Origin of the sequence: Xanthomonas melonis (assembly GCF_020783655.1) — a bacterium.
Classification (GTDB): Bacteria; Pseudomonadota; Gammaproteobacteria; order Xanthomonadales; family Xanthomonadaceae; genus Xanthomonas; species Xanthomonas melonis.
This window is the reverse complement of the sequence record NZ_JAJGQH010000006.1, coordinates 180,953-203,352: the sequence shown is the minus strand read 5'-3', so window position 1 is coordinate 203,352 and position 22,400 is coordinate 180,953. Positions and strand designations below refer to the sequence as shown.

The 22,400-nt window shown below is 65.5% G+C and carries 14 protein-coding genes and 1 riboswitch; of the genes, 8 read left to right on the top strand and 6 right to left on the bottom strand.

Annotated features, from left to right (window positions below; genetic code table 11):
• The first annotated feature begins 64 nt into the window (after window positions 1-64).
• Both leuD and leuB read left to right on the top strand, forming a co-directional pair.
• Window positions 65-712, top strand: coding sequence for a 3-isopropylmalate dehydratase small subunit (leuD, locus tag LL964_RS08045; protein WP_104586798.1), 648 nt, complete (start codon window positions 65-67; stop codon window positions 710-712).
• A 64-nt stretch (window positions 713-776) separates the two neighbouring features.
• The gene (leuB, locus tag LL964_RS08040) at window positions 777-1,850 is read left to right on the top strand and encodes a 3-isopropylmalate dehydrogenase (RefSeq protein ID WP_104586797.1); all 1,074 of its coding nucleotides are present in this window, start codon (window positions 777-779) and stop codon (window positions 1,848-1,850) included.
• Between the two features lie 698 nt (window positions 1,851-2,548).
• On the opposite strand, the gene LL964_RS08035 is transcribed toward leuB, so the two are convergent.
• From LL964_RS08035 to ilvC, 5 genes are all read right to left on the bottom strand, one after another.
• Complete coding sequence (locus LL964_RS08035) at window positions 2,549-4,111, bottom strand: 2-isopropylmalate synthase (RefSeq protein ID WP_104586795.1); 1,563 nt, start codon at window positions 4,109-4,111, stop codon at window positions 2,549-2,551.
• On the bottom strand, window positions 4,108-5,226 hold the full coding sequence (locus LL964_RS08030; protein WP_104586794.1) for a threonine dehydratase: 1,119 nt from the start codon (window positions 5,224-5,226) through the stop codon (window positions 4,108-4,110). Before LL964_RS08030 ends, LL964_RS08035 begins: the two co-directional genes overlap by 4 nt.
• Before the next feature lie 75 nt (window positions 5,227-5,301).
• On the bottom strand, window positions 5,302-5,559 hold the full coding sequence (locus tag LL964_RS08025) for an ACT domain-containing protein (protein ID WP_104586793.1): 258 nt from the start codon (window positions 5,557-5,559) through the stop codon (window positions 5,302-5,304).
• On the bottom strand, window positions 5,543-7,264 hold the full coding sequence (ilvG, locus tag LL964_RS08020; RefSeq protein WP_104586792.1) for an acetolactate synthase 2 catalytic subunit: 1,722 nt from the start codon (window positions 7,262-7,264) through the stop codon (window positions 5,543-5,545). Before ilvG ends, LL964_RS08025 begins: the two co-directional genes overlap by 17 nt.
• Before the next feature lie 42 nt (window positions 7,265-7,306).
• Window positions 7,307-8,308: a ketol-acid reductoisomerase gene (gene ilvC / locus LL964_RS08015; protein ID WP_104586791.1), complete on the bottom strand. Its 1,002-nt coding sequence runs from the start codon at window positions 8,306-8,308 to the stop codon at window positions 7,307-7,309.
• Window positions 8,309-8,950: 642 nt separating this feature from the next.
• Between ilvC and ggt the strand changes: the two genes are divergently transcribed.
• Together ggt and LL964_RS08005 are read left to right on the top strand one after the other, a co-directional pair.
• Complete coding sequence (gene ggt, locus LL964_RS08010; RefSeq protein ID WP_104586790.1) at window positions 8,951-10,660, top strand: gamma-glutamyltransferase; 1,710 nt, start codon at window positions 8,951-8,953, stop codon at window positions 10,658-10,660.
• A gap of 80 nt (window positions 10,661-10,740) precedes the next feature.
• Complete coding sequence (locus LL964_RS08005; RefSeq protein ID WP_167395265.1) at window positions 10,741-12,579, top strand: methyl-accepting chemotaxis protein; 1,839 nt, start codon at window positions 10,741-10,743, stop codon at window positions 12,577-12,579.
• A gap of 163 nt (window positions 12,580-12,742) precedes the next feature.
• Here LL964_RS08005 and LL964_RS08000 read toward each other — a convergent pair whose 3' ends face one another.
• Window positions 12,743-13,354 (bottom strand): RNA-binding protein, encoded by a 612-nt coding sequence (locus LL964_RS08000; protein WP_146092350.1) that lies wholly within the window; start codon window positions 13,352-13,354, stop codon window positions 12,743-12,745.
• Window positions 13,355-13,487: 133 nt separating this feature from the next.
• A riboswitch (TPP riboswitch) is annotated at window positions 13,488-13,586 on the top strand.
• Between the two features lie 114 nt (window positions 13,587-13,700).
• On the opposite strand from LL964_RS08000, the gene thiC reads away from it, so the two are divergent.
• The 4 genes from thiC to LL964_RS07980 all read left to right on the top strand — a co-directional run bounded on the left by thiC (window position 13,701) and on the right by LL964_RS07980 (window position 22,266).
• A complete protein-coding gene (thiC, locus tag LL964_RS07995; protein ID WP_104586788.1) occupies window positions 13,701-15,578 on the top strand; it encodes a phosphomethylpyrimidine synthase ThiC in 1,878 nt (625 codons plus the stop codon).
• 422 nt (window positions 15,579-16,000) lie between these two features.
• On the top strand, window positions 16,001-18,325 hold the full coding sequence (locus LL964_RS07990; RefSeq protein ID WP_104586787.1) for a winged helix-turn-helix transcriptional regulator: 2,325 nt from the start codon (window positions 16,001-16,003) through the stop codon (window positions 18,323-18,325).
• Window positions 18,326-18,435: 110 nt separating this feature from the next.
• Window positions 18,436-19,329, top strand: a complete 894-nt coding sequence (locus LL964_RS07985) for a helix-turn-helix domain-containing protein (RefSeq protein ID WP_104586786.1) — start codon at window positions 18,436-18,438, stop codon at window positions 19,327-19,329.
• Window positions 19,330-19,377: 48 nt separating this feature from the next.
• A complete protein-coding gene (locus LL964_RS07980) occupies window positions 19,378-22,266 on the top strand; it encodes a TonB-dependent receptor plug domain-containing protein (RefSeq protein ID WP_167395264.1) in 2,889 nt (962 codons plus the stop codon).
• Window positions 22,267-22,400: the final 134 nt, after the last annotated feature.

Genomic DNA, 22,400 nt, shown 5'->3' with positions numbered 1-22,400 from the left:
AAGCGCTACGCCATCCCCAGCCTTTTCGAATCCCCATTGTCCAATCCCTAATCCCGGCATTCCCATGACTCCTTTCACCCAACACACCGGACTGGTGGCGCCGCTGGATCGCGCCAATGTCGACACCGACCAGATCATTCCCAAGCAGTTCCTGAAATCGATCAAGCGCACCGGTTTCGGGCCGAACCTGTTCGACGAGTGGCGGTACCTGGATATCGGCGAGCCGGGGCGCGACAACAGCACGCGCCCCCTCAACCCGGATTTCGTGCTCAACTTCCCGCGCTACCAGGGCGCCAGTGTGCTGCTGGCGCGCGAGAACTTCGGCTGCGGCTCCTCGCGCGAACATGCGCCGTGGGCGCTGGACGAATACGGATTCCGCACGGTCATCGCGCCCAGCTTTGCCGACATCTTCTACAACAACAGCTTCAAGAATGGTCTGTTGCCGATCGTACTGGCCGAAGCCGACGTGGATGCCTTGTTCGCGCAGTGCTTTCACACCGAAGGCTACCAACTCACCGTGGATCTGGAGGCGCAGCGCGTGCGCAGGCCCGATGGCGTGGAGTATGCCTTCGAGATCGACGCATTCCGCAAGCACTGCCTGCTCAATGGCCTGGACGATATCGGCCTGACCTTGCAGGACGCCGAGGCGATCGACCGGTTCGAGCAGGCCCATCGCGTCCGCCAGCCCTGGCTGTTCGGGGCGCTGCGCTGATCTGAACGCCGGCCGGCACGGCCCATCGACACCTGGCGCCGCGGCGCCGACCCACGAGGATTGCATGAGCAAGCAGATTCTGATTCTTCCCGGTGACGGCATCGGCCCGGAAATCATGGCCGAAGCGGTCAAGGTACTGACGCGGATCGATGCGCAGTACGGTCTTGGCTACAGCCTGGTGTACGACGAGCTCGGTGGCGCTGCCTACGACAAGTACGGCAGCCCGTTGGCGGATGAAACGTTGGCGCGCGCGCGCGCTGCCGATGCCGTGCTGCTGGGCGCGGTGGGTGGCCCGCAATGGGACACCATCGACCCGGCGCTGCGCCCGGAGCGCGGGTTGCTGAAGATCCGCTCGCAGCTGGGCCTGTTCGCCAATCTGCGCCCGGCCTTGCTGTATCCGCAGCTGGCCGAGGCGTCCACGCTCAAGCCGGAGGTGGTGGCCGGGCTGGATCTGCTGATCCTGCGCGAGCTCACCGGCGGCATCTATTTCGGCCAGCCGCGTGGCAATCGCACCTTGGACAACGGCGAGCGCCAGGCCTACGACACCTTGCCGTATAGCGAAAGCGAGATCCGCCGCATCGCCAAGGCCGGCTTCGAGATGGCACGCCTGCGCGGCAAGAAGCTGTGTTCGGTCGACAAGGCCAACGTGCTGGCGTCGAGCCAGCTCTGGCGCGCGGTGGTGGAAGAAGTGGCCAAGGACTATCCGGATATCGCGCTGTCGCATATGTATGTCGACAACGCTGCGATGCAGCTGGTGCGCGCTCCCAAACAGTTCGACGTGATCGTGACCGACAACATGTTCGGCGATATCTTGTCCGACCAGGCGTCGATGCTCACCGGTTCGATCGGCATGCTGCCGTCGGCGTCACTGGATGCCGACAGCAAGGGCATGTACGAACCCTGCCATGGCTCGGCTCCGGATATTGCGGGGCAGGGCATCGCCAATCCGCTGGCGACGATCCTGTCGGTGGCGATGATGTTGCGCTATACGTTTGCGCAATCTGCCGCAGCAGATGCGATCGAGCAAGCGGTCGGCAAGGTGCTCGACCAAGGCCTGCGCACTGCCGATATCTGGTCCCAAGGCACGACCAGGGTGGGTACGGTGGCAATGGGCGACGCGGTGGTGGCTGCGTTATAAAGCTTTGGTTGGATGTATCGTTTTTTCGAAGTACTGGCGGTCATAGTCCTGTTTGGGCGATGGCCGCTTTCGTTTTTGGGCTTATCGATGGCGCGGTGCCGCATCCAGTGGCAGGACACGCCGTAAATCCGTCCGTGGAGGCTCAGTGGTGGCATCCATGCCGCCACATGGTCCCGCCCCTGGACGCGCCACCGTGCTTCCATTCTTTGCGGTTGCTCATGGGCAAGCAACGCCCTTTGTAGGCGTAATGCTTTCGATTCAGCAGTCGATAGTCGATGCAGTTCGTCTGTCGCTTTGCCATGATTCCGCCAGCGAAGGGCGCGCTCCAAAGCATGATCAATCAACCAAGGAACGCTTTTCCTTCAGTTACCGACTCAAACCGGAGGTGCTTGCGCGCGTATCGGCGTGGGACCTTGCGCGGCATGGATGCCGCGTAAGAGCCTACAGGGACGTACTTGCGGCGTGTCCCATGCCGGTACGCGTGCAAGCACCCTCAGTGAACGAGGCGTTCGCGCGAAACCGGCAGACGTCGTGCGTGGGATTGATCGATGCGGCGCCGCGCTCCCACTCTTCGCGGCTGCTGATCGGCAAGCAAGCATTCTTAGAAGACGTTCAAATCACCAAACACCAAACACCAAAACGGCCAGCAGATCACTCTGCTGGCCGTCAGGCTTGCATCACCTAACCAACGAGCAGTGTTACGCCACCGCCGCCGTCTTGCCTGCGACCACGCCGCGCTCGCGTTGGCGCAATAGACGATTGGCCACATCCAGCCACGCCAGCGCACTGGCTTCGATGATGTCCTTGCTGGTGCCGGTGCCTTCGTATTCCACACCGTCGTGACGCACGCTCAGGCTGGCCTCGCCGCGCGCGTCGGCGCCGATGCCAACGCTGTGCACCTGGTAGCTATCCAGCTCCAGCTTCACGCCGGTGGCCGACGCCAATGCACCGAACAACGCATCGACCGGCCCGTTGCCCTGCGCGGTTTCGGCCACGCGGTTGCCTTCCGGGTCGGACAATTCCACCAGCGCATTGGCGCGGCTGCCGACGTCGCTGATGGTCATCGATGCCAGGCGGTAGCCTTCCTGCACGGTGGCATCCTGCATCAATGCCTGCAGGTCGGCATCGGTGACCACGCGCTGCTTCTCGCACAGCGCCTTGAACTGTTCGAACACCAGCTTGACCTCTTCTTCCTCCAGCAGGTAGCCCAGCGCACGCAGGCGCTGTTCCACTGCGGCGCGTCCGCTGTGGCGGCCCAGCACCATCTGCGAGGACTCCCAACCCACGTCTTCCGGGCGCATGATTTCGTAGGTGCCGCGGTGACGCAGCATGCCGTGTTGGTGGATGCCGGATTCGTGTGCGAACGCATTGCCGCCGACCACCGCCTTGTTGCGCTGCACCGGCATGCCGACCAGGCGCTGCAGCAACTGCGAGGTGGACACGATGCGTGGGGTATTGATGTCGGTATCGATGTTGTAGAACGCACCACGCACCTTCAATGCCATGGTGATTTCTTCCAGCGCGCAGTTGCCAGCGCGCTCGCCAATGCCGTTGATGGTGCATTCCACCTGACGCGCGCCGCCTTCGATGGCGGCCAGCGAATTGGCCACCGCCAGGCCCAGGTCGTTATGGCAGTGCGCGCTGAAGATCACCCTGTCGGCGCCTTCCACACCGGCGATCAGGCGCGAGAACATGCCGCGGATCTCTTCCGGCGTGGTGAAGCCCACCGTGTCGGGCAGGTTGATGGTCGTGGCGCCAGCGGCGATCGCCACGCGGGCGACCTCGGCCAGGAAGTCTTCCTCGGTGCGGGTGGCGTCTTCGGCGGAGAACTCCACATCGTCGATGTAGCTGCGCGCCAGCGTCACGTGCCTGTGCACCGATTCCAGCACCTGCTCGCGGTTCATGCGCAGCTTGTGCTCGCGGTGCAGCGGGCTGGTGGACAGGAACACGTGCAGGCGCGGATTGGCGGCGGCCTCCAGTGCCTTTGCGGAAGTTTCGATGTCGGCCTGCAGGCAGCGCGACAGCACCGCAAGCGTGGGGCGTCGCAGCTCGCGGCCGATCATCGCTACCGCTTCGCGATCGGAATGCGAACTGGCCGGGAAGCCGGTTTCGATGATGTCCACGCCGAGCTCATCCAGCGCGCGCGCCATCACCAGCTTCTGCTGGGGCGTCATGCTGCAGCCGGGGGATTGCTCGCCGTCGCGCAGGGTGGTGTCGAAAATTCGGATACGCGGGGTCTGGTTGGATACGGTCGTGTTCACCAGTAAGACTCCTCTACTGCGATGGCGGTGACAGGCGTTGTAGCGACTGCGGATGGGCGGGAAACAGCGGCGGCGGGTGGGGGCGGCTTGACGCTGCGTTCGTTGCGCAGCCGCTCGGTATTGCGGCGGCGCGGTTTGCGTGGCGGACGCGGCCGCACTTCGGACAAGAGTGTGGCCAGAACGGTTGCGTCGATATTACCGCCAGAGACGACCGCACATTTGCGTTTGCCCGCAACGCGGCGACCGGCGGCCAGGGCGAGCGCACCGGCGCCCTCGGCGATGACGTGTTCTTCCAGTGCCAGCCGCACCAGGGTTTCGCGTAATTCGGCTTCGCGCACGATGACGACATCGTCCAGCAGGCTGGCGCACAGACGACGGGTGAGGAAGCCGGGAATCTTGACCTTGACGCCATCGGCGAGCGTGGGCACGGGCGCGATTTCGCGCACATCGCCGCGGACGGCGCGGGCCATGGAGTCCACGCCCTCCACCTGCGCACCGACCACGCGCACGCCCTGCGACTTCAGCGCAAGGGCGATGCCGGATGCCAGGCCGCCGCCGCCGATCGGCACGATCACCACATCCGGGGCATGCGCGGCCAATTCGATACCCACCGTGCCCTGGCCGGCGATCACATCCGGGTCGTCGAAAGCGGAGAGAAACCGATAGCCGTTCTGGTCGGCCAGCTCGCGGGCGAAGGCGAATGCTTCGTCGTAACTGTTGCCGTGCTGGCGCACGGTTGCGCCCCAGTGGGCCACGCCGGCGATCTTCGTCTGCGGTGCGCCATGCGGCATCACGGTGATGGCCTGCACGCCGAGCCGGTATGCCGACCATGCCACGCCTTGCGCGTGGTTGCCGGCCGAGGCGCAGATCACCGGGCGTTCATCGCCGCGCTCCAGCCCTGCCAGCAAGGCATTCAACGCGCCACGCACCTTGTAGGAGCCGGTGCGTTGCAGATTTTCCAGCTTCAACCACACGCCGAAGCGTTCGGCGTAGTGCAGTGGCGTGGGCGACAGATACTTGCGCAGGCGGGCCTGCGCGGCCAGGACGTCGGCCACACTGACGGCGACGTCGCCTACGTCTGGCTCCTGCACGGAAGAGCGGCCCGAATCAGGCATTGCGGCGCACGCTTGGCCGATCCGGAAGAAGAGACCTCCGGATGGCGTTGTGGTGATCGTGCGAGGTGGGGCCGTTCATGCGGCTGCCTCGATCGATTCCAGCGCGGTGATCGTCACCGCTTCGCAGTCGTACACCTTTTCCAGTTGCAGGCGCAGCGTCTCCGGCGGGCGGCTGCTGTCCACGTCCAGCTGCAGGTGCCAGCGGCCCGACCCGTCCGGGTGCGCGGCGCCCTGGATGGCGCAGGGACGGAAGCCACGGCGCTCGGTCATGCCGATCACCCGCACCAGTGCGCCTTCGGCCGGCTTCAGCACCAGATCAAGCCGGTAACGCATGGGTCGCCTCCTTGGCCGCGTGTGCGGGATTGCTGTCCAGCATGGTGCTGTTGGCATTGTTGGGCGGTACCAGCGGCCAGACGTTGGCGCGTGCATCGATGGCCACATGCAGCAGGCCGGGACCGGGCTGGGCCAGCAGCTCGGCCAGCGCCGCATCCACCTCGCTCCGCGTGACGATGCGCTTGGCCGGAATGCCGAACACCTGCGCCAGCGCCGCAAAGTCCGGGTTGTCGGACAGATCGATCTCGCTGTAACGCTCGGCGAAGAACAGTTCCTGCCACTGCCGCACCATGCCCAGCGAGCTGTTGTCCAGCAGCACGATCTTCACCGGCAACTTGCAGCGCGCAATGGTCACCAGCTCCTGTACGTTCATCATGAAGCTGCCATCGCCGGAGACCAGCACGACGGTGCGATCGGGGCAGGCGAACTGGGCGCCCATCGCGGCGGGCAGGCCGAAGCCCATGGTGCCGAGGGCGCCGCTGGTCAGGTGGTTGCGCGGGTCGTTGAAACGGCAATGCTGGGCCACCCACATCTGGTGCTGACCCACGTCGCAGGCAATGATGGTGTCGGCCGGGGCCACTTCGCTCAGGCGCTTCAGCAGCGCCGGGGCATAGACATCGGTACCGGGCGCGTCGTAGCGCGCACCGAACTTTTCGCGGTTGGCAAAGCAGCGCGTGCGCCACGCCTGGCAATTGGCACGCGCAGCGCTGAGCGCCTTCAGGCTCACTGCCACGTCGCCGGGCACCGCGATGTCGGCGGTGCGCAGCTTGGAAATCTCATAGGCGTCGGCATCCAGATGGATGACGCGCGCAAACGGAGCGAATTCGCTCAATTTGCCGGTGGCACGGTCGTCGAAGCGTGCGCCCACCACCACCAGCAGATCGCATTCCTGGATGGCCATGTTGGCTGCCCGGGTGCCGTGCATGCCCAACATGCCCAGGTAATCCGGGTGTCCATGCGGCAGGGCGCCCAGACCGCGCAAGGTCAGCGCGGTCGGGATGCCGGTGGACTCGACGAAGCGCCGGAACGCGTCCACCGCGCCGGCCAGCGCAATGCCGCCGCCGCCGTACACGATCGGGCGTTCGGCGCCGGCAATGGCCGCCAGCGCGTCGGCCAGCGGCGCGTCGGCCGGTGCCGGCGGAGGCACCACCGCCGCCGGTACGTGGTCGGGCAGATGCGCCGCATCGGCGAGCTGCACGTCCTTGGGCAGGTCGATCAGGACCGGCCCGGGACGTCCTTCGCGGGCAATCCGGAACGCCTCGCGCACCATCTCCGGCAACTGGTCCACGCTGCGCACCAGAAAGCTGTGCTTGACGATCGGCATGGTCATGCCGAACACATCCAGTTCCTGAAACGCATCGGTGCCTAGCAACGGCGTGGCGACCTGGCCGGTCAGGCAGATCATCGGCACCGAGTCGAGCATCGCATCGGCGATGCCGGTGACCAGGTTGGATGCGCCCGGACCGGAGGTGGCCACGCATACGCCTACCCGACCGCTGGCGCGGGCATAGCCGTTGGCGGCCAGGGCTGCGCCCTGCTCGTGGCGGACCAGGATGTGCTTGAGCCTGGAATCCACCAGTGCGTCGTAGAACGGCATGATGGTGCCGCCCGGATAACCGAACAGCGTTTCCACGCCTTCGGCCTCCAGGGCCTGCGTCAGCCAGCGCGCGCCATTGCGGGGCGTGCTGTGTGCGGAGGTGTTCATGCGTTGCGGACCTTCGGTGTTAAACGGTGGGGGAGGCGGCAGTTACGCCGCTTGTTGATTCGCTGGTGCAGTAGCGGCCTGCTGTTGCCCGTTGAGCCATACCATCTTGGCGCGCAGCTTCTTGCCCACTTCTTCGATCGGGTGCTCCAGATCGGCCTGCTTGAACTTGTTGTAGTTGGGCAGACCCGCTTCGTATTCGGCCACCCAGTTCTTGGTGAAGGTGCCGTTCTGGATGTCGGTCAGCACATCCTTCATGCGCGCCTTGGTACTGGCGTCGATCACGCGCGGACCGCTGACATAATCGCCGTACTGTGCGGTCTCGGAGACGAATTCCAGCATGCGGGTGATGCCGCCTTCGTAGAACAGGTCCACGATCAACTTCAATTCGTGCAGTACTTCGTAGTATGCGATCTCCGGCTGGTAGCCCGCTTCCACCAGAACCTCGAAACCGGCCTGCACCAGCGACGACGCGCCGCCGCACAGCACGGCCTGTTCGCCGAACAGGTCGGTTTCGGTCTCCTCCTTGAAAGTGGTCTTGATGATGTTGGCGCGTGCGCCGCCGAGGCCGCCCGCGTAGGTCAACGCGAACTGCTCGGCCTTGCCGCTGGTGTCCTGGTACACCGCATAGATGCACGGCACGCCGCGGCCGATTTCGTACTCGCGACGCACCAGCGCGCCCGGGCCCTTCGGTGCCACCAGTACCACGTCCAGGTCGGCACGCGGGGTGATCATGTCGAAGTGCACGTTCAGGCCGTGCGCGAACAGCAGGCAGGCGCCCTGTTTCATGTTCGGAGCGATGACGTCTTCATAGAGCTTCTTCTGCACCATGTCCGGAGTCAGGACTGCGACCAGATCGGCGGTCTTCACCGCTTCTGCCGGCGCCACCACGGCAAAGCCCTCGGCCTGGGCCTTGGCTTCGGTGGGGCCGCCCGGGCGCAGGCCGACAGTGACATCGAAGCCGGAATCGCGCAGGTTCAGTGCATGCGCGCGGCCCTGGCTGCCGTAGCCGATGATCGCGATTTTCGGTTGGGTATGGTTGCTCATGAGTAATCCTTGCGAGGTTGGCAGTGGAAAAACGAATCAGCCGGCAGTGCAGGCACTGGCCGGCTGAACAAGGCGGGGATGGACGAGGGCACGGCACCGGCAGCCATGGGCAGCCGCAGGCTTGCGGGTGTCGGTCGACAGTGGTGCGGAAGTGGCCGTGATGTCGTTCATGTCATTCGAAACTTTTGGTGATCCCTGAAACGCGAAACCCCGCGCCGTTGCCGGTGCGGGGTCTGATCGAAGCCTTGTGTGTCTGTTGCCTACACGAAGTCTCGTCCCGCACCGGTTGGCGAGGTAATGAGTACGAGCACGAGAAGCGACGCCGACGCGCCGGAAGGCGCGGACAGGCAGGCGTTCAAGGTGGCGGGGCGATGCGACATGTGGCTGAGATAACCATCGCTGCCAGTGAGGTGTCAACCCTTGCGGATGAAACATCTGCGAATGCGTCGGCGATGTGGTGGCAGGCCGCGGCGCGCCAGCATGGTTACCGCTGAAACCGCATCGCCCGGCAGCCGGACGGGCTGATCAGGATCGCCAATTGCGCGGGTTCATGGCGCGGTGCAGCGTGCGATCGAGCGCTGCAAGGCGAGGCCGCTGGTATGGTGGCGTCTCCATCCGTCCTGTCCTTTGGAGTTGCCTGCAATGCGTCGCGTCCCTGTGCTGTTGGTCTCTGCTCTGGCGCTGCTCGCGCCGCCTCTCGGCGCTGCCGACCGCATCACCGGGCAGCCCTTCGCCACCCGCTCGGAAGTCATTGCTCCGCACGCCATGGCCGCGACCTCGCAACCGTTGGCCACCCAGATCGCGCTGGATGTGATGAAGGATGGCGGCTCGGCGGTGGATGCGGCCATTGCCGCCAATGCGGCGCTGGGCCTGATGGAGCCGACCGGCAACGGCGTGGGCGGGGATCTGTTCGCCATCGTCTGGGATCCCAAGACCAGCAAACTCTACGGTTACAACGGTTCGGGCCGTTCGCCCAAGTCGCTGACCCTGGCCGAGTTCCAGCGCCGTGGGCTGAAGGACATACCGCCGACCGGCCCGTTGCCGATCTCGGTGCCGGGCGCAGTGGACGGCTGGTTCGCGCTGCACGAGCGCTTCGGCCGCAAGCCGATGGCACAGAACCTGGCGCCGGCGATCCGCTATGCGCGCGAAGGCCATCCGGTCGCCGAGACCATCGCCTATTACTGGGATCGTTCGGTGCCGCGCCTGTCGCAATACCCCGGCTTCAAGGAGCAGTTCACCATCGATGGCCGCGCCCCGCGCAAGGGGGAGCTGTGGAAGAACCCGAATCTGGCCAACACGCTGCAGCAGATCGCCGACGGCGGCCGCGATGCGTTCTACAAGGGCGGGATCGCGCGCACCATCGGTGCCTACTTCAAGGCCAACGGTGGCTACCTCAGCTATGAGGACATGGCCAGCCATCAAGGCGAGTGGGTGGAGCCGGTCGGCACCAACTACCGCGGTTACGACGTGTGGGAATTGCCGCCCAACAGCCAGGGCATCGCCGCATTGCAGATGCTCAACATCCTGGAAGGCTACGATTTTTCCAAGATCCCGTTCGGTTCGGCCGAGCACGTGCACTTGTTCACCGAGGCCAAGAAGCTGGCGTTTGCCGACCGTGCGCGCTTCTACGCCGACCCGGCCTTTCAGCCGGCACCGCTGGCCAGGCTGATCTCCAAGGACTACGCGACCCAGCGCCGCGCGCTGATCTCGATGGACAAGGTGCTCAAGGAAGTCCAGCCCGGCACGCCCAGGCAGTTGGAAGAGGGCGACACCATCTACATGACCGTGGCCGATGCCGACGGCATGATGGTGTCGCTGATCCAGTCCAACTATCGCGGGATGGGCAGCGGCATGGCGCCGCCCGGCCTGGGCTTCATCCTGCAGGATCGCGGCGAGATGTTCGTGCTGAAGAAGGACCATCCCAACGGCTATGCGCCGGGCAAGCGGCCGTTCCAGACCATCATCCCGGCCTTCGTCACCAAGGACGGAAAGCCGTGGCTGAGCTTTGGCGTGATGGGCGGGGCGATGCAGCCGCAGGGGCATGTGCAGATCGTGATGAACCTGGTGGACTTCCACATGAATCTGCAGGAAGCCGGCGACGCGCCGCGTATCCAGCACGAAGGCTCCACCGAGCCCACCGGTCAGGCCACCGCAATGCGCGATGGCGGCGAGCTCAATCTGGAAACCGGCTTCTCCTACGACACCATCCGCGCACTGATGCGCAAGGGGCATCGGGTGATCTTTGCCGATGGTCCGTACGGCGGCTACCAGGCGATCGCACGCGATGCGGCCAGCGGCGTCTATTACGGAGCGTCGGAGAGCCGCAAGGACGGACAGGCCGCCGGCTACTGAACAGGCCGCCCGGTTCGAGTTCGCCGCTCAACTCCAGCCACGACGCGCCGCTAACGACAGCGATGGACCAGGACATTCCCATGAGCTCGATGCAACAGCCCGATGTGCCGTCGCAAACCCAGGCGGCCCTGCTTCCCGATGCCCCGGTGGCGTTGCTGCGCCTGTCGGCCGCTGCCCAGGTCGTGGCCTGCAACCGTGTCGGCCTGGATGTGCTGGGTACGACTGCCAGCGATCTGATCGGCGCGCCGGCGACGGTGTTATGGGGATTGGCTGCGGCCGATCTGGTCGGTGACGAAGGCGTGTGGGCCGCACCGGGCGACGATCCGGCCCGGCGCGTGCGCTACGTGCGCGACCGTGAGCATGGCGGCTGGATGCTGTCGTTGCCGCATGTGGAAACCGCGATCCTGCTGCGCGAAGCCACGCGTCTGGCCGAAGACAGCCGTCCGGTGCCGATCTCGCCCCTGCTGCAACCGCTGGTGGCGCGCCTGCAGGCCGAGCACGAAGACCGCACGGTGCTGGAGCGCACCGCGCAGGCGCTGGCCGGGTGCGAACTGGAATTGCTGTTGCCACCAGGCCTGGCGGAGACCGAGATGGGCCGCCGGCTGCAGGCCGGCTTCGGCAACCTGGCCGAAGCGATCCGCCAGGCCGTGGCGCTGTCGGTGCAGATCGCCGCCGAAGTGCCGCCGCTGGTGGCCGAGAACGACGAAATGGTGCGCCAGTCGCAGGCGCAGACCGACGCGCTGGATGGGGCGCGCATGGCTGTGGAGCGGCTCTCGTCCAGCCTGCAGGACGTCAACGCCGAACTGGCGCAGGTGATCGCGTTGGCGGCCAGCGCCGACGACAGCGCACGCCAGGGCGTGGCCGCGGCGCATGCGCTGGGCCAGGCGATGCACGAAGTGGAACGGCGGGCCGCACGCGCTGGCGAGGTCATCGAGGTCATCGACTCGGTGGCCTTCCAGACCAATATTCTGTCGATCAACGCCAGTATCGAGGCCGCGCATGCCGGCGAGGCCGGGCGCGGCTTCGCCGTCGTGGCCACCGAGATCCGCCGGCTGGCCGAACGCGCTGCCACTGCGGCGCGCGATGTACGCGCGATCCTGGCCGAAACCAGCGCCGCGGTAGGCGAAGGTGCGGCCTCCGCGCGCGGCACCGAAGCGGTGCTCGACGGCATCACCCGCGTGCTTGGCCAGGCCAGTGCCGCGATGACCACGGTGGCCGGGCGCATCCAGGCGCAGGATGGGGAGATTCGCGGGATCGAGCACGCGGTGGATGGTGTGGTCGCGCTGGGTCGCAGCAATCTGCAGCACGCCGCCCATGTGGCCGAACGCAGCGAAGCGCTGGAGCGCGGCACCGAGACCCTGCGCGATTGCGTGGGGCTGTTCCGACTGCCGGCGGACCCGTTGCAGGTGCCGCGGCATGCGCGCGTCAAGGAACTGGCCGTCGCCACGGCAGGCAAGATCGGCACGGCCCTGGCACAGGCGATGGCACGCGGCCAGATCGACGAGGCGGCGTTGTTCGCGCGCACCTATACTCCGATCCCCGGCGTGGAGCCGGCCAAGTTCAGCACCGACTTCGACGCGGTGTGCGATCACGTGCTTCCGCCGCTGCAGGAGCCGCTGCTGGAGGCGCATCCGTGGATCGTGTTTGCGATCTGCGCCAATCCCGACGGCTACGTGCCCACCCACAACCTGCGTTTCACCCAGCCGTTGACCGGCGACCCCAAGCGCGATCTGGTCGGCAACCGCACCAAGCGCAAGTTCACCGACCGAGTCGGCCGCAGCGTCGGCGCACACACCGACCCGTACCGCCTGCAGGTCTACCGCCGCGACACCGGGCAGATCATGTTCGATCTGTCTGCGCCGATCTTCGTGGGCCGCAAGCACTGGGGCGGCCTGCGGGTGGGGTACACCCTGGAGTGAGCGCGGGCGAGCAGCCGCCGGCTGACAGGGGCGTCTGCGCGCGTTCCAGGCGCGGCCTGTTGGCGCAATGCTCGGGTTTGTGGGGACGAAGGCCGGGTTGGAAAAGACCCTCGATACCGCGCTAGCGTCGCTGCATTCGAGAGGGGGGCACAGCGGTACGTGTTCAACGCAACGGCGAGCGGCCTTCCCATAGCACGCTGCAGACACGGTCGACGTCGAGCGCGCCATCCTCCAGTACGCTCTCCACGAAGGCCTCCCGCGCCTGCTGCGCGTCCATGCCGTGGCGGAAATCGCGGGCGATGCGTGCGTTCTCCGGCACAGCGATGACGTTGGACTGCGGCGCGATCAGGTCGGCTTCGAATGTGCCGACGAAGTCGAAAGTATGCGCGTCCTCGATCAGCGTGCCCACGCGGGCACGCCCGGTGCAGCCGAAGATACGATCGCCATAGGACAGACCGACCAGGGTCTGGCAGTCGAGGTCGCCAAGCACGTGGAGGCCACCGTTGGCGATGATCGCCTGGGCGCGCAGTTCCCCGGCGACGATCAGGCTGGCGATATCGTTGACGAACAGGATGTCGCACTCCAGGTCGCCCAGAACCACGAGCACGTTCTCCTCGATTTCCAGTGCCCCATCGATCCGCAGTGGGCCATCGCAGGCATCGAAGCCGTCCTCGCCGCCACGCAAGCGCAGGTACTCCCAACCGGCTGGGCAACGTGCCTGCAACGCGTCGGCTTCGGCGTGAGTCAACGGGCGGCGTGAGACGCTGGAGTTCATGGGCAGAGTGGCGTGCAAGCAGGCGCGGAGCATGGCGCAAGGGTCTGGGCGCGTCCAGAGCGGGATGCACCGCGCACGCGTGCCGGCGCGTAAGGCGGGCGGCGCTTGGCCGCTGCGTTTCGTGTTCTAATTTGCACCGAAGTGGGGGTACCGCAGCAGTGTTGCGGTTGAGATAGTCCCTTCGAACCTGATCCGGCTCATACCGGCGTAGGGAAGCTTCGTTAGATGCGATGGTCCGTGCCTGCACGGGCCTTGCGTGTTGAGCGCCGCCGCTTCGTCCGTACTGCGATTCCCTCGCAGAGCCAGCGCCCCCGGTGCTGGTCTTCCAGCACACAGGACGAATGCCATGAATGCCGCGCCCACCGTTTTGCAGCAACACACCCAATCCCTGTCCGGAGCTGTGACCCAGCCGATTCCCGGTTCGCGCAAGATCTTCGTGCAGGGCTCGCGCCCGGATCTGCAGGTGCCGATGCGCGAGATCGCCCTGACCCGCACTCCGACCCTGTTCGGCGGCGAAGACAACCCGCCGCTCAGCGTCTACGACACCTCCGGGCCGTACACCGATCCACAGGCGGCGATCGATCTGGCCGCCGGGCTGGCACCGCTGCGCGCGGGCTGGATCGCCGAACGTGGCGATACCGTGGCCCTGGATCGGCTCAGTTCCAGCTTCGGACGCGGTCGCGAGCAGGATGCGCGGCTGGACGCGGTGCGCTTTCCCGCGCGCCACCTGCCGCGTGTCGCACGTGCCGGCGCCAATGTCACCCAGATGCACTACGCACGCAGCGGCATCGTCACTCCCGAGATGGAATTCGTGGCCATTCGCGAAAACCAGCGGCTGGAGTCCGTCGCCGATGCGGTGCTGCGCCAGCAGCATCCGGGCGAGCCTTTCGGTGCCGCGATCCAGCAGCGCATCACGCCGGAATTCGTGCGGCAGGAGATCGCGCGCGGCCGTGCGATCCTGCCCAATAACATCAATCATCCCGAGAGCGAGCCGATGATCATCGGCCGTAACTTCCTGACCAAGATCAACGCCAACATCGGCAGCAGCGCGGTGTCGTCCGGTATCGCCGAAGAGGTGGAAAAACTGGTGTGGGCGATCCGCTGGGGCGGCGACACGGTGATGGATCTGTCCACCGGCAAGCACATCCACGAGACGCGCGAGTGGATCATCCGCAATTCGCCGGTGCCGATCGGGACGGTGCCGATCTACCAGGCGTTGGAAAAGGTCGACGGGCGCGCCGAAGAACTCACCTGGGAGATCTTCCGCGACACCCTGATCGAGCAGGCCGAACAAGGCGTGGACTACTTCACCATCCATGCCGGCGTGCTGCTGCGCTACGTGCCGCTGACCGCCAGACGCCTCACCGGCATCGTGTCGCGCGGTGGTTCCATCCTGGCCAAGTGGTGCCTGGCCCATCACAAGGAAAACTTCCTCTACACCCACTTCGAAGACATCTGCGACATCATGAAGGCCTACGACGTGGCCTTTTCGCTGGGTGATGGCCTGCGTCCTGGCTGCATCGCCGACGCCAACGATGCGGCGCAGTTCGGCGAACTGGAAACGCTCGGCGAGTTGACCCGGGTGGCCTGGAAGCACGACGTGCAGACCATGATCGAAGGTCCCGGCCACGTGCCGATGCAACTGATCAAGGAAAACATGGACAAACAGTTGCGCGAGTGCGGTGAGGCGCCGTTCTACACGCTGGGGCCGCTGACCACCGATATCGCGCCGGGCTACGACCACATCACCAGCGCGATCGGGGCGGCCATGATCGGTTGGTACGGCACGGCGATGCTGTGCTATGTCACGCCCAAGGAACACCTGGGCCTACCCAACCGGCAGGACGTGCGCGACGGCATCATGGCCTACAAGATCGCCGCGCACGCGGCCGATCTTGCCAAGGGCCATCCGGGCGCACAGGTGCGCGACAACGCGCTGAGCAAGGCGCGCTTCGAGTTTCGCTGGGAAGACCAATTCCATCTCGGCCTGGATCCGGTCAAGGCCAAGGAGTTCCACGACGAAACCCTTCCGAAGGACGCGCACAAGCTCGCGCACTTCTGTTCGATGTGCGGGCCGCATTTCTGTTCGATGAAGATCACCCAGGACGTACGCGATTACGCGGCCGAACACGGGGTAGGCGAGGAGCGGGCACTGGCAGCCGGAATGGAAGAGAAGGCGGCGCAATTCCTGGCCCAGGGCGCGCAGGTCTATCGTGCGTCCTAAGCGCGCACGGCCGGCGCGGTCACTACGTCGGGTAGCGGTCGCTTAGCGCTAGTTCAGTTTTAGTTGTGCAGATCGCACGGCGATGCGCAAGTGCCGCCGTGCGGTCGTTCTGCAACCGGTTCCGGCGTGCAAGGGTCTCGGGCGCTCGAGCTGAATCGCAGATAAAAAAATCGCGCCAGAAGGCGCGAAGAGAACATCGTGATTATTCGAATTCGTCGGCGAGAGAGAGAGAGCCTGACGTCGCCGCCTGTCATAGGAAGCAACGGCGCATAGGGTAAAATTTGCACCAAATGGATGCATGACACAGTCGGTCGTGGTCCTTTGCTGAATTTGGCGTTTCGCGCGACCGCGCGTTGCGCCCTTTGTCGTCTCTTTGCGTGCGATGCGTTTCCTTGCCGATGAGTGTCCCTCCCGCCAATGCCATGCCCGCTGCCCGGCTGTACGTCGGGGAGTGCGTGGTCGATGTGACTTCTCGCGAGGTGCATGTGCCCGGCGCGCGGCGCGTGCTGCGGTTGGCGCCGAAGTCGTTGGCGGTGCTGCTGACGCTGGCACGTCAGCCCGGGCAGGTGGTCAGTCGTGAGCAACTGCTGACGGAGGTCTGGCCGGATACCTTGCCCACCAACGATGTGGTGACCCAGGCGGTGACGCAGCTGCGCAAGGCCTTCGCCAGCCAGGGCAGCGAGCGTTCCCAGCATATCGAGACCATCGCCAAGACCGGGTACCGCCTGATCGCACCGGTGGCGTGGGAGGCGCATGCGTCCGAGTCGGCGCACGCGCTTCCGGCTGCGTTGCCTGCGCAGCAAGCGTCGCCAGTCGAGACGGTCCCTGCGGTCGCTGCCGCCGATGACACGGTGGCAGCGGGCGCGCGCCCGCCTTCGACCGACGCATCCAGCGCTGCGGATTCGAAAGGGGCGCGGGGGCGCTGGAAGGTCTCGATCATCACGTCCCTGGCCGTGCTGCTGGTGGCGAGCCTGGCAGGGTGGATGCTGTGGCTGCGTGCGCCGATGTCCTCTTCCAGCGCGGCCTCGGCCACCGTGCCGGGCAGTCCCAAACGGCCTTACCAGGTCATCACCACCGGTGGCGGCTTCGATCTCACCCCCAGCCTGTCGCCCGACGGCTCCATGGTGGCCTATGCCTCGCTGACCGAAGGTCGCCTGACTACGTCGATCCTGGTCAAGCGCACCGACAACGCGTATCCCCGCGTGCTGCAGACGCCTGCGCCCGGCGTTTCCGATCGGCTACCGGCGTGGTCGCCGGATGGGCGCGATATCGCGTTCTCCCGGCAGTCGCCCGATGGCAGGTGCCGGATCATGATCGCCGCTGCGACCGGAACGGCCGCGCGTGAGGTAGCGCGCTGCGACGGCGCGGACATGCTCAGTTTCAGCTGGTCGCCGGACGGGCGCGCGCTGCTGTTCGGCAGCATGAGCGGCGCGCAGGGATCTGCGCGTATCCGGCGTCTGGATCTGGACAGTGGTCAGTGGCAGACCCTGCGCTACAGTGCCGGCACCGACGACTTCGATTACGCGCCGCGCTATTCGCCCGACGGGCGCTGGATCGTGTTCCTGCGTAACCCGCAACTGGGCGATCTGTGGAGGATTCCCGCGCAGGGCGGTGGTGCCGAGCGCTTGACCTACGACAACGCCGACATCCGCGGCTGGAGCTGGCTGCCGGACGGCAGCGGGGTGGTCTTCGGGCGCCGGGTGGACAGCGAGTCGCGTTTGTATCGGCTCGATCTGGGCGATCGCAGCCTGCACGATCTCGGGGTGGACGATGCCCAGGCCCCGGACGTTGCGCAGGGCCATCTGGTGTTCGTGCAACGCAGGCCCTTGTTCGGCGTGTATCAGGTCATCCAGGATCCCATGAACGGCGGTTACCTCCGGCGGCGGTTGTTCGTCTCCAGCGGGCGCGACGACCATCCCGTGATCGCGCCCGACGGCCGCCAGCTGATCTTCGCCTCCGATCGCTCAGGCGCCTACGGATTGTGGTGGGGCGATGTCACCCGCCCGGGCTCGGTGCGTCTGATCGAAGGCGTGCGACCGGATGCGCGGCAGGCGGCCGACTGGTCGGCCGATGCGCGGCAGGTGCTGGTCAGCGGCAGCGATGCGCGGGGGCATGCTGCGCTGTTCGAGGTGACCCCGGAAACCGGGGAGGCGGTGCGCCTGCCAGTCCCGCAGCCGCGGCCGCTTCAGGCGATCCATCTGCCCGATCCCGACCGTCTGTTGGTGGTCGCCGCGGCCGAGGATGGACACACCTTCGCCACCCTGTACGATCGGCGCAGCAGCCCGTGGCGTGCGTTGGCCTCGTTGCCGGATGTCTCGCAGGTGCGTCTGGACCGGCACAGCGGCCAGCTGTTGTTGACGCGGCTGAGCCGCGGCGGCTTGTGGCAGATCGCGCCATCGTTGGCAGCCGATACCTTGCAGGCGATCGATCCGCAGCAGCCGTCGCGCTGGCGCTATCGCGCCTGGGCGCCAGGCATTGCGGGGCAGGTGCACTATCTCTCGCCCACCGACAGCTGCGCCACCTTCGATGCGATGCTGCGTAGTGGTGGCAGCGGGCGATGCCTGGATGCGACCAAGTTCACCACCATCAACGGCTTCAGCGTGGATCAGCACAGCGGTGCGCTGTATGTGGCACTGGCCGAAGAAGATGGCAGCGCGATCGCCCATATGACGCTGCCGGAGCGCCCCGTCGCGAACTTGGGTGTGCTCTCCAACTTGCTGATCCTGCTGAGAAAAATGGCCTCGTAACTTTCTCGGAAAGGCTTCGTGGCGATTTCGGCAGGGTTTCGTCGGAACTTCCTGACCGGCGCCAGATTCGGCAAAACAATGCGCCCTCTTTCGTACAGGGGGCTGCCAACATGCAACAGGTCATCACTGCCGATCGCGGTCTCGCGCTGACGCTGGACACCGCCGGCGAGTCGGCGCCGACCACCTGTCTGGCGGTGTCGCGGCTGGGCAGCATCCGCACAGTCTCTGCCACCTTCACTTTGTGGGTGCAGTTGCGCGGACGCGCCTGGGTGGAATCCAAGGAGGGTCGCTTCCGGCTGCGTGCAGGCGACTGGATCGCCTTCGACAAGGATTCCCATCCCAACGTGCAGGCAGATCGCGGCGCCTTGTGTGTTGGGGTGGGTCTGGATGGCGACAGCCTGCAGTCGCTGGCCGAATTGACCGATGCCACGCTGTACCCGGGACGCAGCCAGCTCGCGCGCAACGATCTGCGCATCGCGTTGCGACTGTGGCGCAACGCGGCCACGCAAAGCGACAGCGCCTCGGCACGGCCGCTGCTGTTGCACTTGGCCGCCATGCAACGCAGTTTCATCGAGCAGGAACAACGCTGCCCGGGCCGCTCGCGCAGTCGTCGCCGCCAGGTCTTCGGCCGCATGCAGCGCGCCCGTCTCTATCTGGAAGGCAATAGCGACCGCGTGGTGCGCATCAGCGAGTTGGCGCAGCTGACCAACTTCTCCAGCTGGTACGTCTCCAAGACCTTCCAGAGCCTGTACGAGGAAAGTCCGCAGGCCTTGTCGGCGCGCCTGCGCCTGGAGCGCGCGTCGGATCTGCTGCGCGATACCTCGATGATGATCGGTGAGGTCGCGGCCGCCAGCGGCTTCGACAACTGCTGCAGTTTCGCGCGCGCGTTCCGTGCGCGCTTCGGTGTCTCCGCCTCCCATTACCGCGACCAGGCGGCCATCCCGCCAGATTCGGCAAAGCCACGGAACGTGACCCGCAAAGCGACGGCGTTCACGCAAACGTAATTTGCACAGGGGCGCTTAACGCGCCACTAACGAACCCTGGAGAGATTGATGAACCTTCGCACCTCCGCAGTGCGGCTGGGCCTGTTGCCCGCCGGTATTGCGATCGCGTTGACGCCGGCGTTTGCCGCCAATGCACAAGAGCAGTCCGCCCCGTCGACCACGACGCTGGATCGCATCGAAATCACCGGCTCGCGCATTCGCTCGGTCGACGTGGAAACCGCGCAGCCGGTGTTCACCGTGTCCCAGCAGGACATCCAGAAGTCCGGTCTGGTCAGCGTCGGCGACATCCTTCAGAACCTGTCGATCGCCGGCACCCAGACCTATAGCAAGGCGGCGGTGCTGACCTCCGATCCGGAGCAGGGTGGCCAGTACGTCAACCTGTACAACTTGAATGAGAACCGCACCCTGGTGCTGGTGAACGGCAAGCGTTGGACCAGCAGCCTGAACGGCCTGACCGACATGTCGACCATCCCCAGCTCGCTGATCGAGCGCATCGAAGTCCTGAAGGACGGCGCCTCGGCGATCTACGGCTCCGATGCCGTGGCCGGTGTGGTCAACATCATCCTGCGTCAGAACTACGACGGCGCCGAAGCTTCGGCGTACTTCGGTCAGAACGGTCGCGGCGACGGTTCCAAGGAGCAGTACTCCTTCACCGCCGGCACCACCACCGACCGCGCCTCGCTGGTGTTCGGCGCCAACTACACCAACGAAGATCCGGTGTGGGCCAAGGACCGTGCGCTGACCCGTTACTCGGCCGGCCCGAACCACATCGAGGACAGCCTGAGCGCGACCGGCCCGTGGGGTCGTTTCACCTCCAATGGTGAAACCTACATCCTCAATCACACCGGTTCGTTCGACGGCCGTGGCGTGGGTGCCGATTCGCGCAACCTGGCCAACTACCACAACGAGATCACCACCGACGACTATTACAACTCCGTCGACCAGATGATGTTGCAGCAGTCCAGCCGCAACAAGTCGATCTTCACCACCGGTAGCTACAACCTGACCGACAGCCTGACCTTCAAGTCGACCGCGATGTACTCCGAGCGCGACTCGAACCGTCAGATCGCCGGCTACCCGCTGCAGGCGCGTTCGCAGCCGCAGTTCCCGGTGGCGATCAGCGGCAGCAGCTACTACAACCCGGTCGGCCAGGACATCACCAGCTGGTTCCGTCGTACCATCGAGTTGCCGCGCACCACCGAAAGCAACGTCAAGACCCTGCACTTCGATGCGGCGCTCGAAGGCGTGTTCGACGTCGGCAGCCACGGCTGGAACTGGGATGTCGGCTTCAACTACAACAAGTACGATGTGACGCAGGTTTCGCGCGGCAACATCAACCTGCTGGCGTTGCAGAAGGCGCTCGGCCCGTCGTTCCTCAATGCGCAGGGCCAGGTGCAGTGCGGTACCGCAGCGGCTCCGATCGCACTGGGCACCAGCAACGCGCTGGGCCAGTGCACCCCGTTCAACATCCTGGGCGGCCCGTCGGCTTCCACGCCGAACGCACTGCAGTACATCAATGCGCTTGGCCAGTCCACGCAGCAGAGCCTGAGCAAGCAGTGGACCGCCAACATCACCGGTGGCCTGGTCGAACTGCCGGCCGGTGAGCTGGGCTTCGCAGCAGGCTTCGAACATCGCCAGATCAGCGGTTACGACTATCCGGATCAGCTGTCCAGCGCCGGTTACACCACCGACCTGGCGGCGCAGGCGACCGAAGGTCGCTACCAGACCAACGAAGCCTACCTGGAACTGCTGATCCCGGTGCTGAGCGATCTGCCGGGCGCCAAGGAGCTGTCGTTCGACGTGGCCGCGCGCTACAGCAACTACAGCCGCTTTGGCGACACCACCAACAGCAAGTTCAGCTTCACCTGGAAGCCGATCGACGACCTGCTGGTGCGCGGTACCTACGGCACCGGCTTCCGTGCGCCGACGCTGTCGGACACCTTCGGTGGCGGTTCTCAGACCTTCGATAGCTTCACCGATCCGTGCGATGCCACCTTCGGCTCGCTGGGCAATGCGGGCGTGGCAGCACGCTGTGCCGGCGAAGGCCTGCCGGCCGGTTACCGCCAGACCGACACTGCGGGCAACCCGGTGACCCGCCGCGACGTGCAGGGCAACGCACCGTTCAATTCCGGCGTGGGCAACACGGAGCTGGAGCCGGAATACAGCATCACCCGCACCGTGGGCATGGTGTACAGCCCGCAGTGGGTACAGGGCCTGGACCTCTCGCTGGACTGGTACCGCATTTCGATCTCCAACATCATCACGTCGCTGACGGCCAACGATGTGTTGAACAACTGCTACCTCAACAGCCTGGCCAGCTACTGCGCCGACTACGGTCGTGACCCGATCAGCGGCCAGGTCACCACGCTGAGCCGCGGCAACGTCAACCTGGGTCGTCTGGAAACCGAAGGCTACAACTTCGGTGTGCGTTACCGCATGCCGGAAACCGCGTACGGCAAGTTCGCCTTCAACCTGGACACCAACTACCTGGCGACCTACAAGTCGCAGGCCGAGTCGGGTGCGGATTGGGCGAATTCGGCCGGCTACTGGAACTTCCCGCGCGTGCGCGCCACCCTGGGTGTGGATTGGTCGCTGGGTTCGCTGTCGGCCAACTGGAACCTGCGCTACTACGGCGGTTTCCGCGATTACTGCTGGGATGCCTCGGCAGGTATCGAGTGCAACGACCCGAACTACCAGACCCCGAATCCGGGTTGGGGCGGCGGTACGGGCGCCAACAAGAAGGGTTCGATCTCCTACCAGGACGTCTCCGTGACCTGGCAGGCTCCGTGGGATGGCAGCGTGACCGTTGGTGCACGCAACATCTGGAACAGGCAGCCGCCGGTGACCTACTCGATCACCAACAGCAGCACCGCTGCGATCGACCCGATGCTGGACTACGACCGCTTCCTGTTCGTGCAGTACAACCAGCGCTTCTGATCATCGAAGCGTCGCAACAAGAAAGCGGGCCGAAAGGCCCGCTTTTTTTATGTGCGGCTTCGTCGCGAGCAGCGGGGTCTCGCACTGGAGCGTGTCGTTGACGCAGCCGACAGACGCTCAACGGAACGATGCGC

Excerpts from the sequence above, each read along its gene's own strand:
- LL964_RS08025 (WP_104586793.1), bottom strand. The coding sequence starts at position 5,559 with ATGCGTTACCGGCTTGATCTGGTGCTGAAGCCGGCCGAAGGCGCACTG.
- ilvG (WP_104586792.1), bottom strand. The coding sequence starts at position 7,264 with ATGAACACCTCCGCACACAGCACGCCCCGCAATGGCGCGCGCTGGCTG.
- LL964_RS08030 (WP_104586794.1), bottom strand. The coding sequence starts at position 5,226 with ATGCCTGATTCGGGCCGCTCTTCCGTGCAGGAGCCAGACGTAGGCGAC.
- leuD (WP_104586798.1), top strand. The coding sequence starts at position 65 with ATGACTCCTTTCACCCAACACACCGGACTGGTGGCGCCGCTGGATCGC.
- LL964_RS07985 (WP_104586786.1), top strand. The coding sequence starts at position 18,436 with ATGCAACAGGTCATCACTGCCGATCGCGGTCTCGCGCTGACGCTGGAC.
- thiC (WP_104586788.1), top strand. The coding sequence starts at position 13,701 with ATGAATGCCGCGCCCACCGTTTTGCAGCAACACACCCAATCCCTGTCC.
- ilvC (WP_104586791.1), bottom strand. The coding sequence starts at position 8,308 with ATGAGCAACCATACCCAACCGAAAATCGCGATCATCGGCTACGGCAGC.
- LL964_RS08000 (WP_146092350.1), bottom strand. The coding sequence starts at position 13,354 with ATGAACTCCAGCGTCTCACGCCGCCCGTTGACTCACGCCGAAGCCGAC.
- leuB (WP_104586797.1), top strand. The coding sequence starts at position 777 with ATGAGCAAGCAGATTCTGATTCTTCCCGGTGACGGCATCGGCCCGGAA.
- ggt (WP_104586790.1), top strand. The coding sequence starts at position 8,951 with ATGCGTCGCGTCCCTGTGCTGTTGGTCTCTGCTCTGGCGCTGCTCGCG.
- LL964_RS08005 (WP_167395265.1), top strand. The coding sequence starts at position 10,741 with ATGAGCTCGATGCAACAGCCCGATGTGCCGTCGCAAACCCAGGCGGCC.
- LL964_RS07980 (WP_167395264.1), top strand. The coding sequence starts at position 19,378 with ATGAACCTTCGCACCTCCGCAGTGCGGCTGGGCCTGTTGCCCGCCGGT.
- LL964_RS07990 (WP_104586787.1), top strand. The coding sequence starts at position 16,001 with ATGCCCGCTGCCCGGCTGTACGTCGGGGAGTGCGTGGTCGATGTGACT.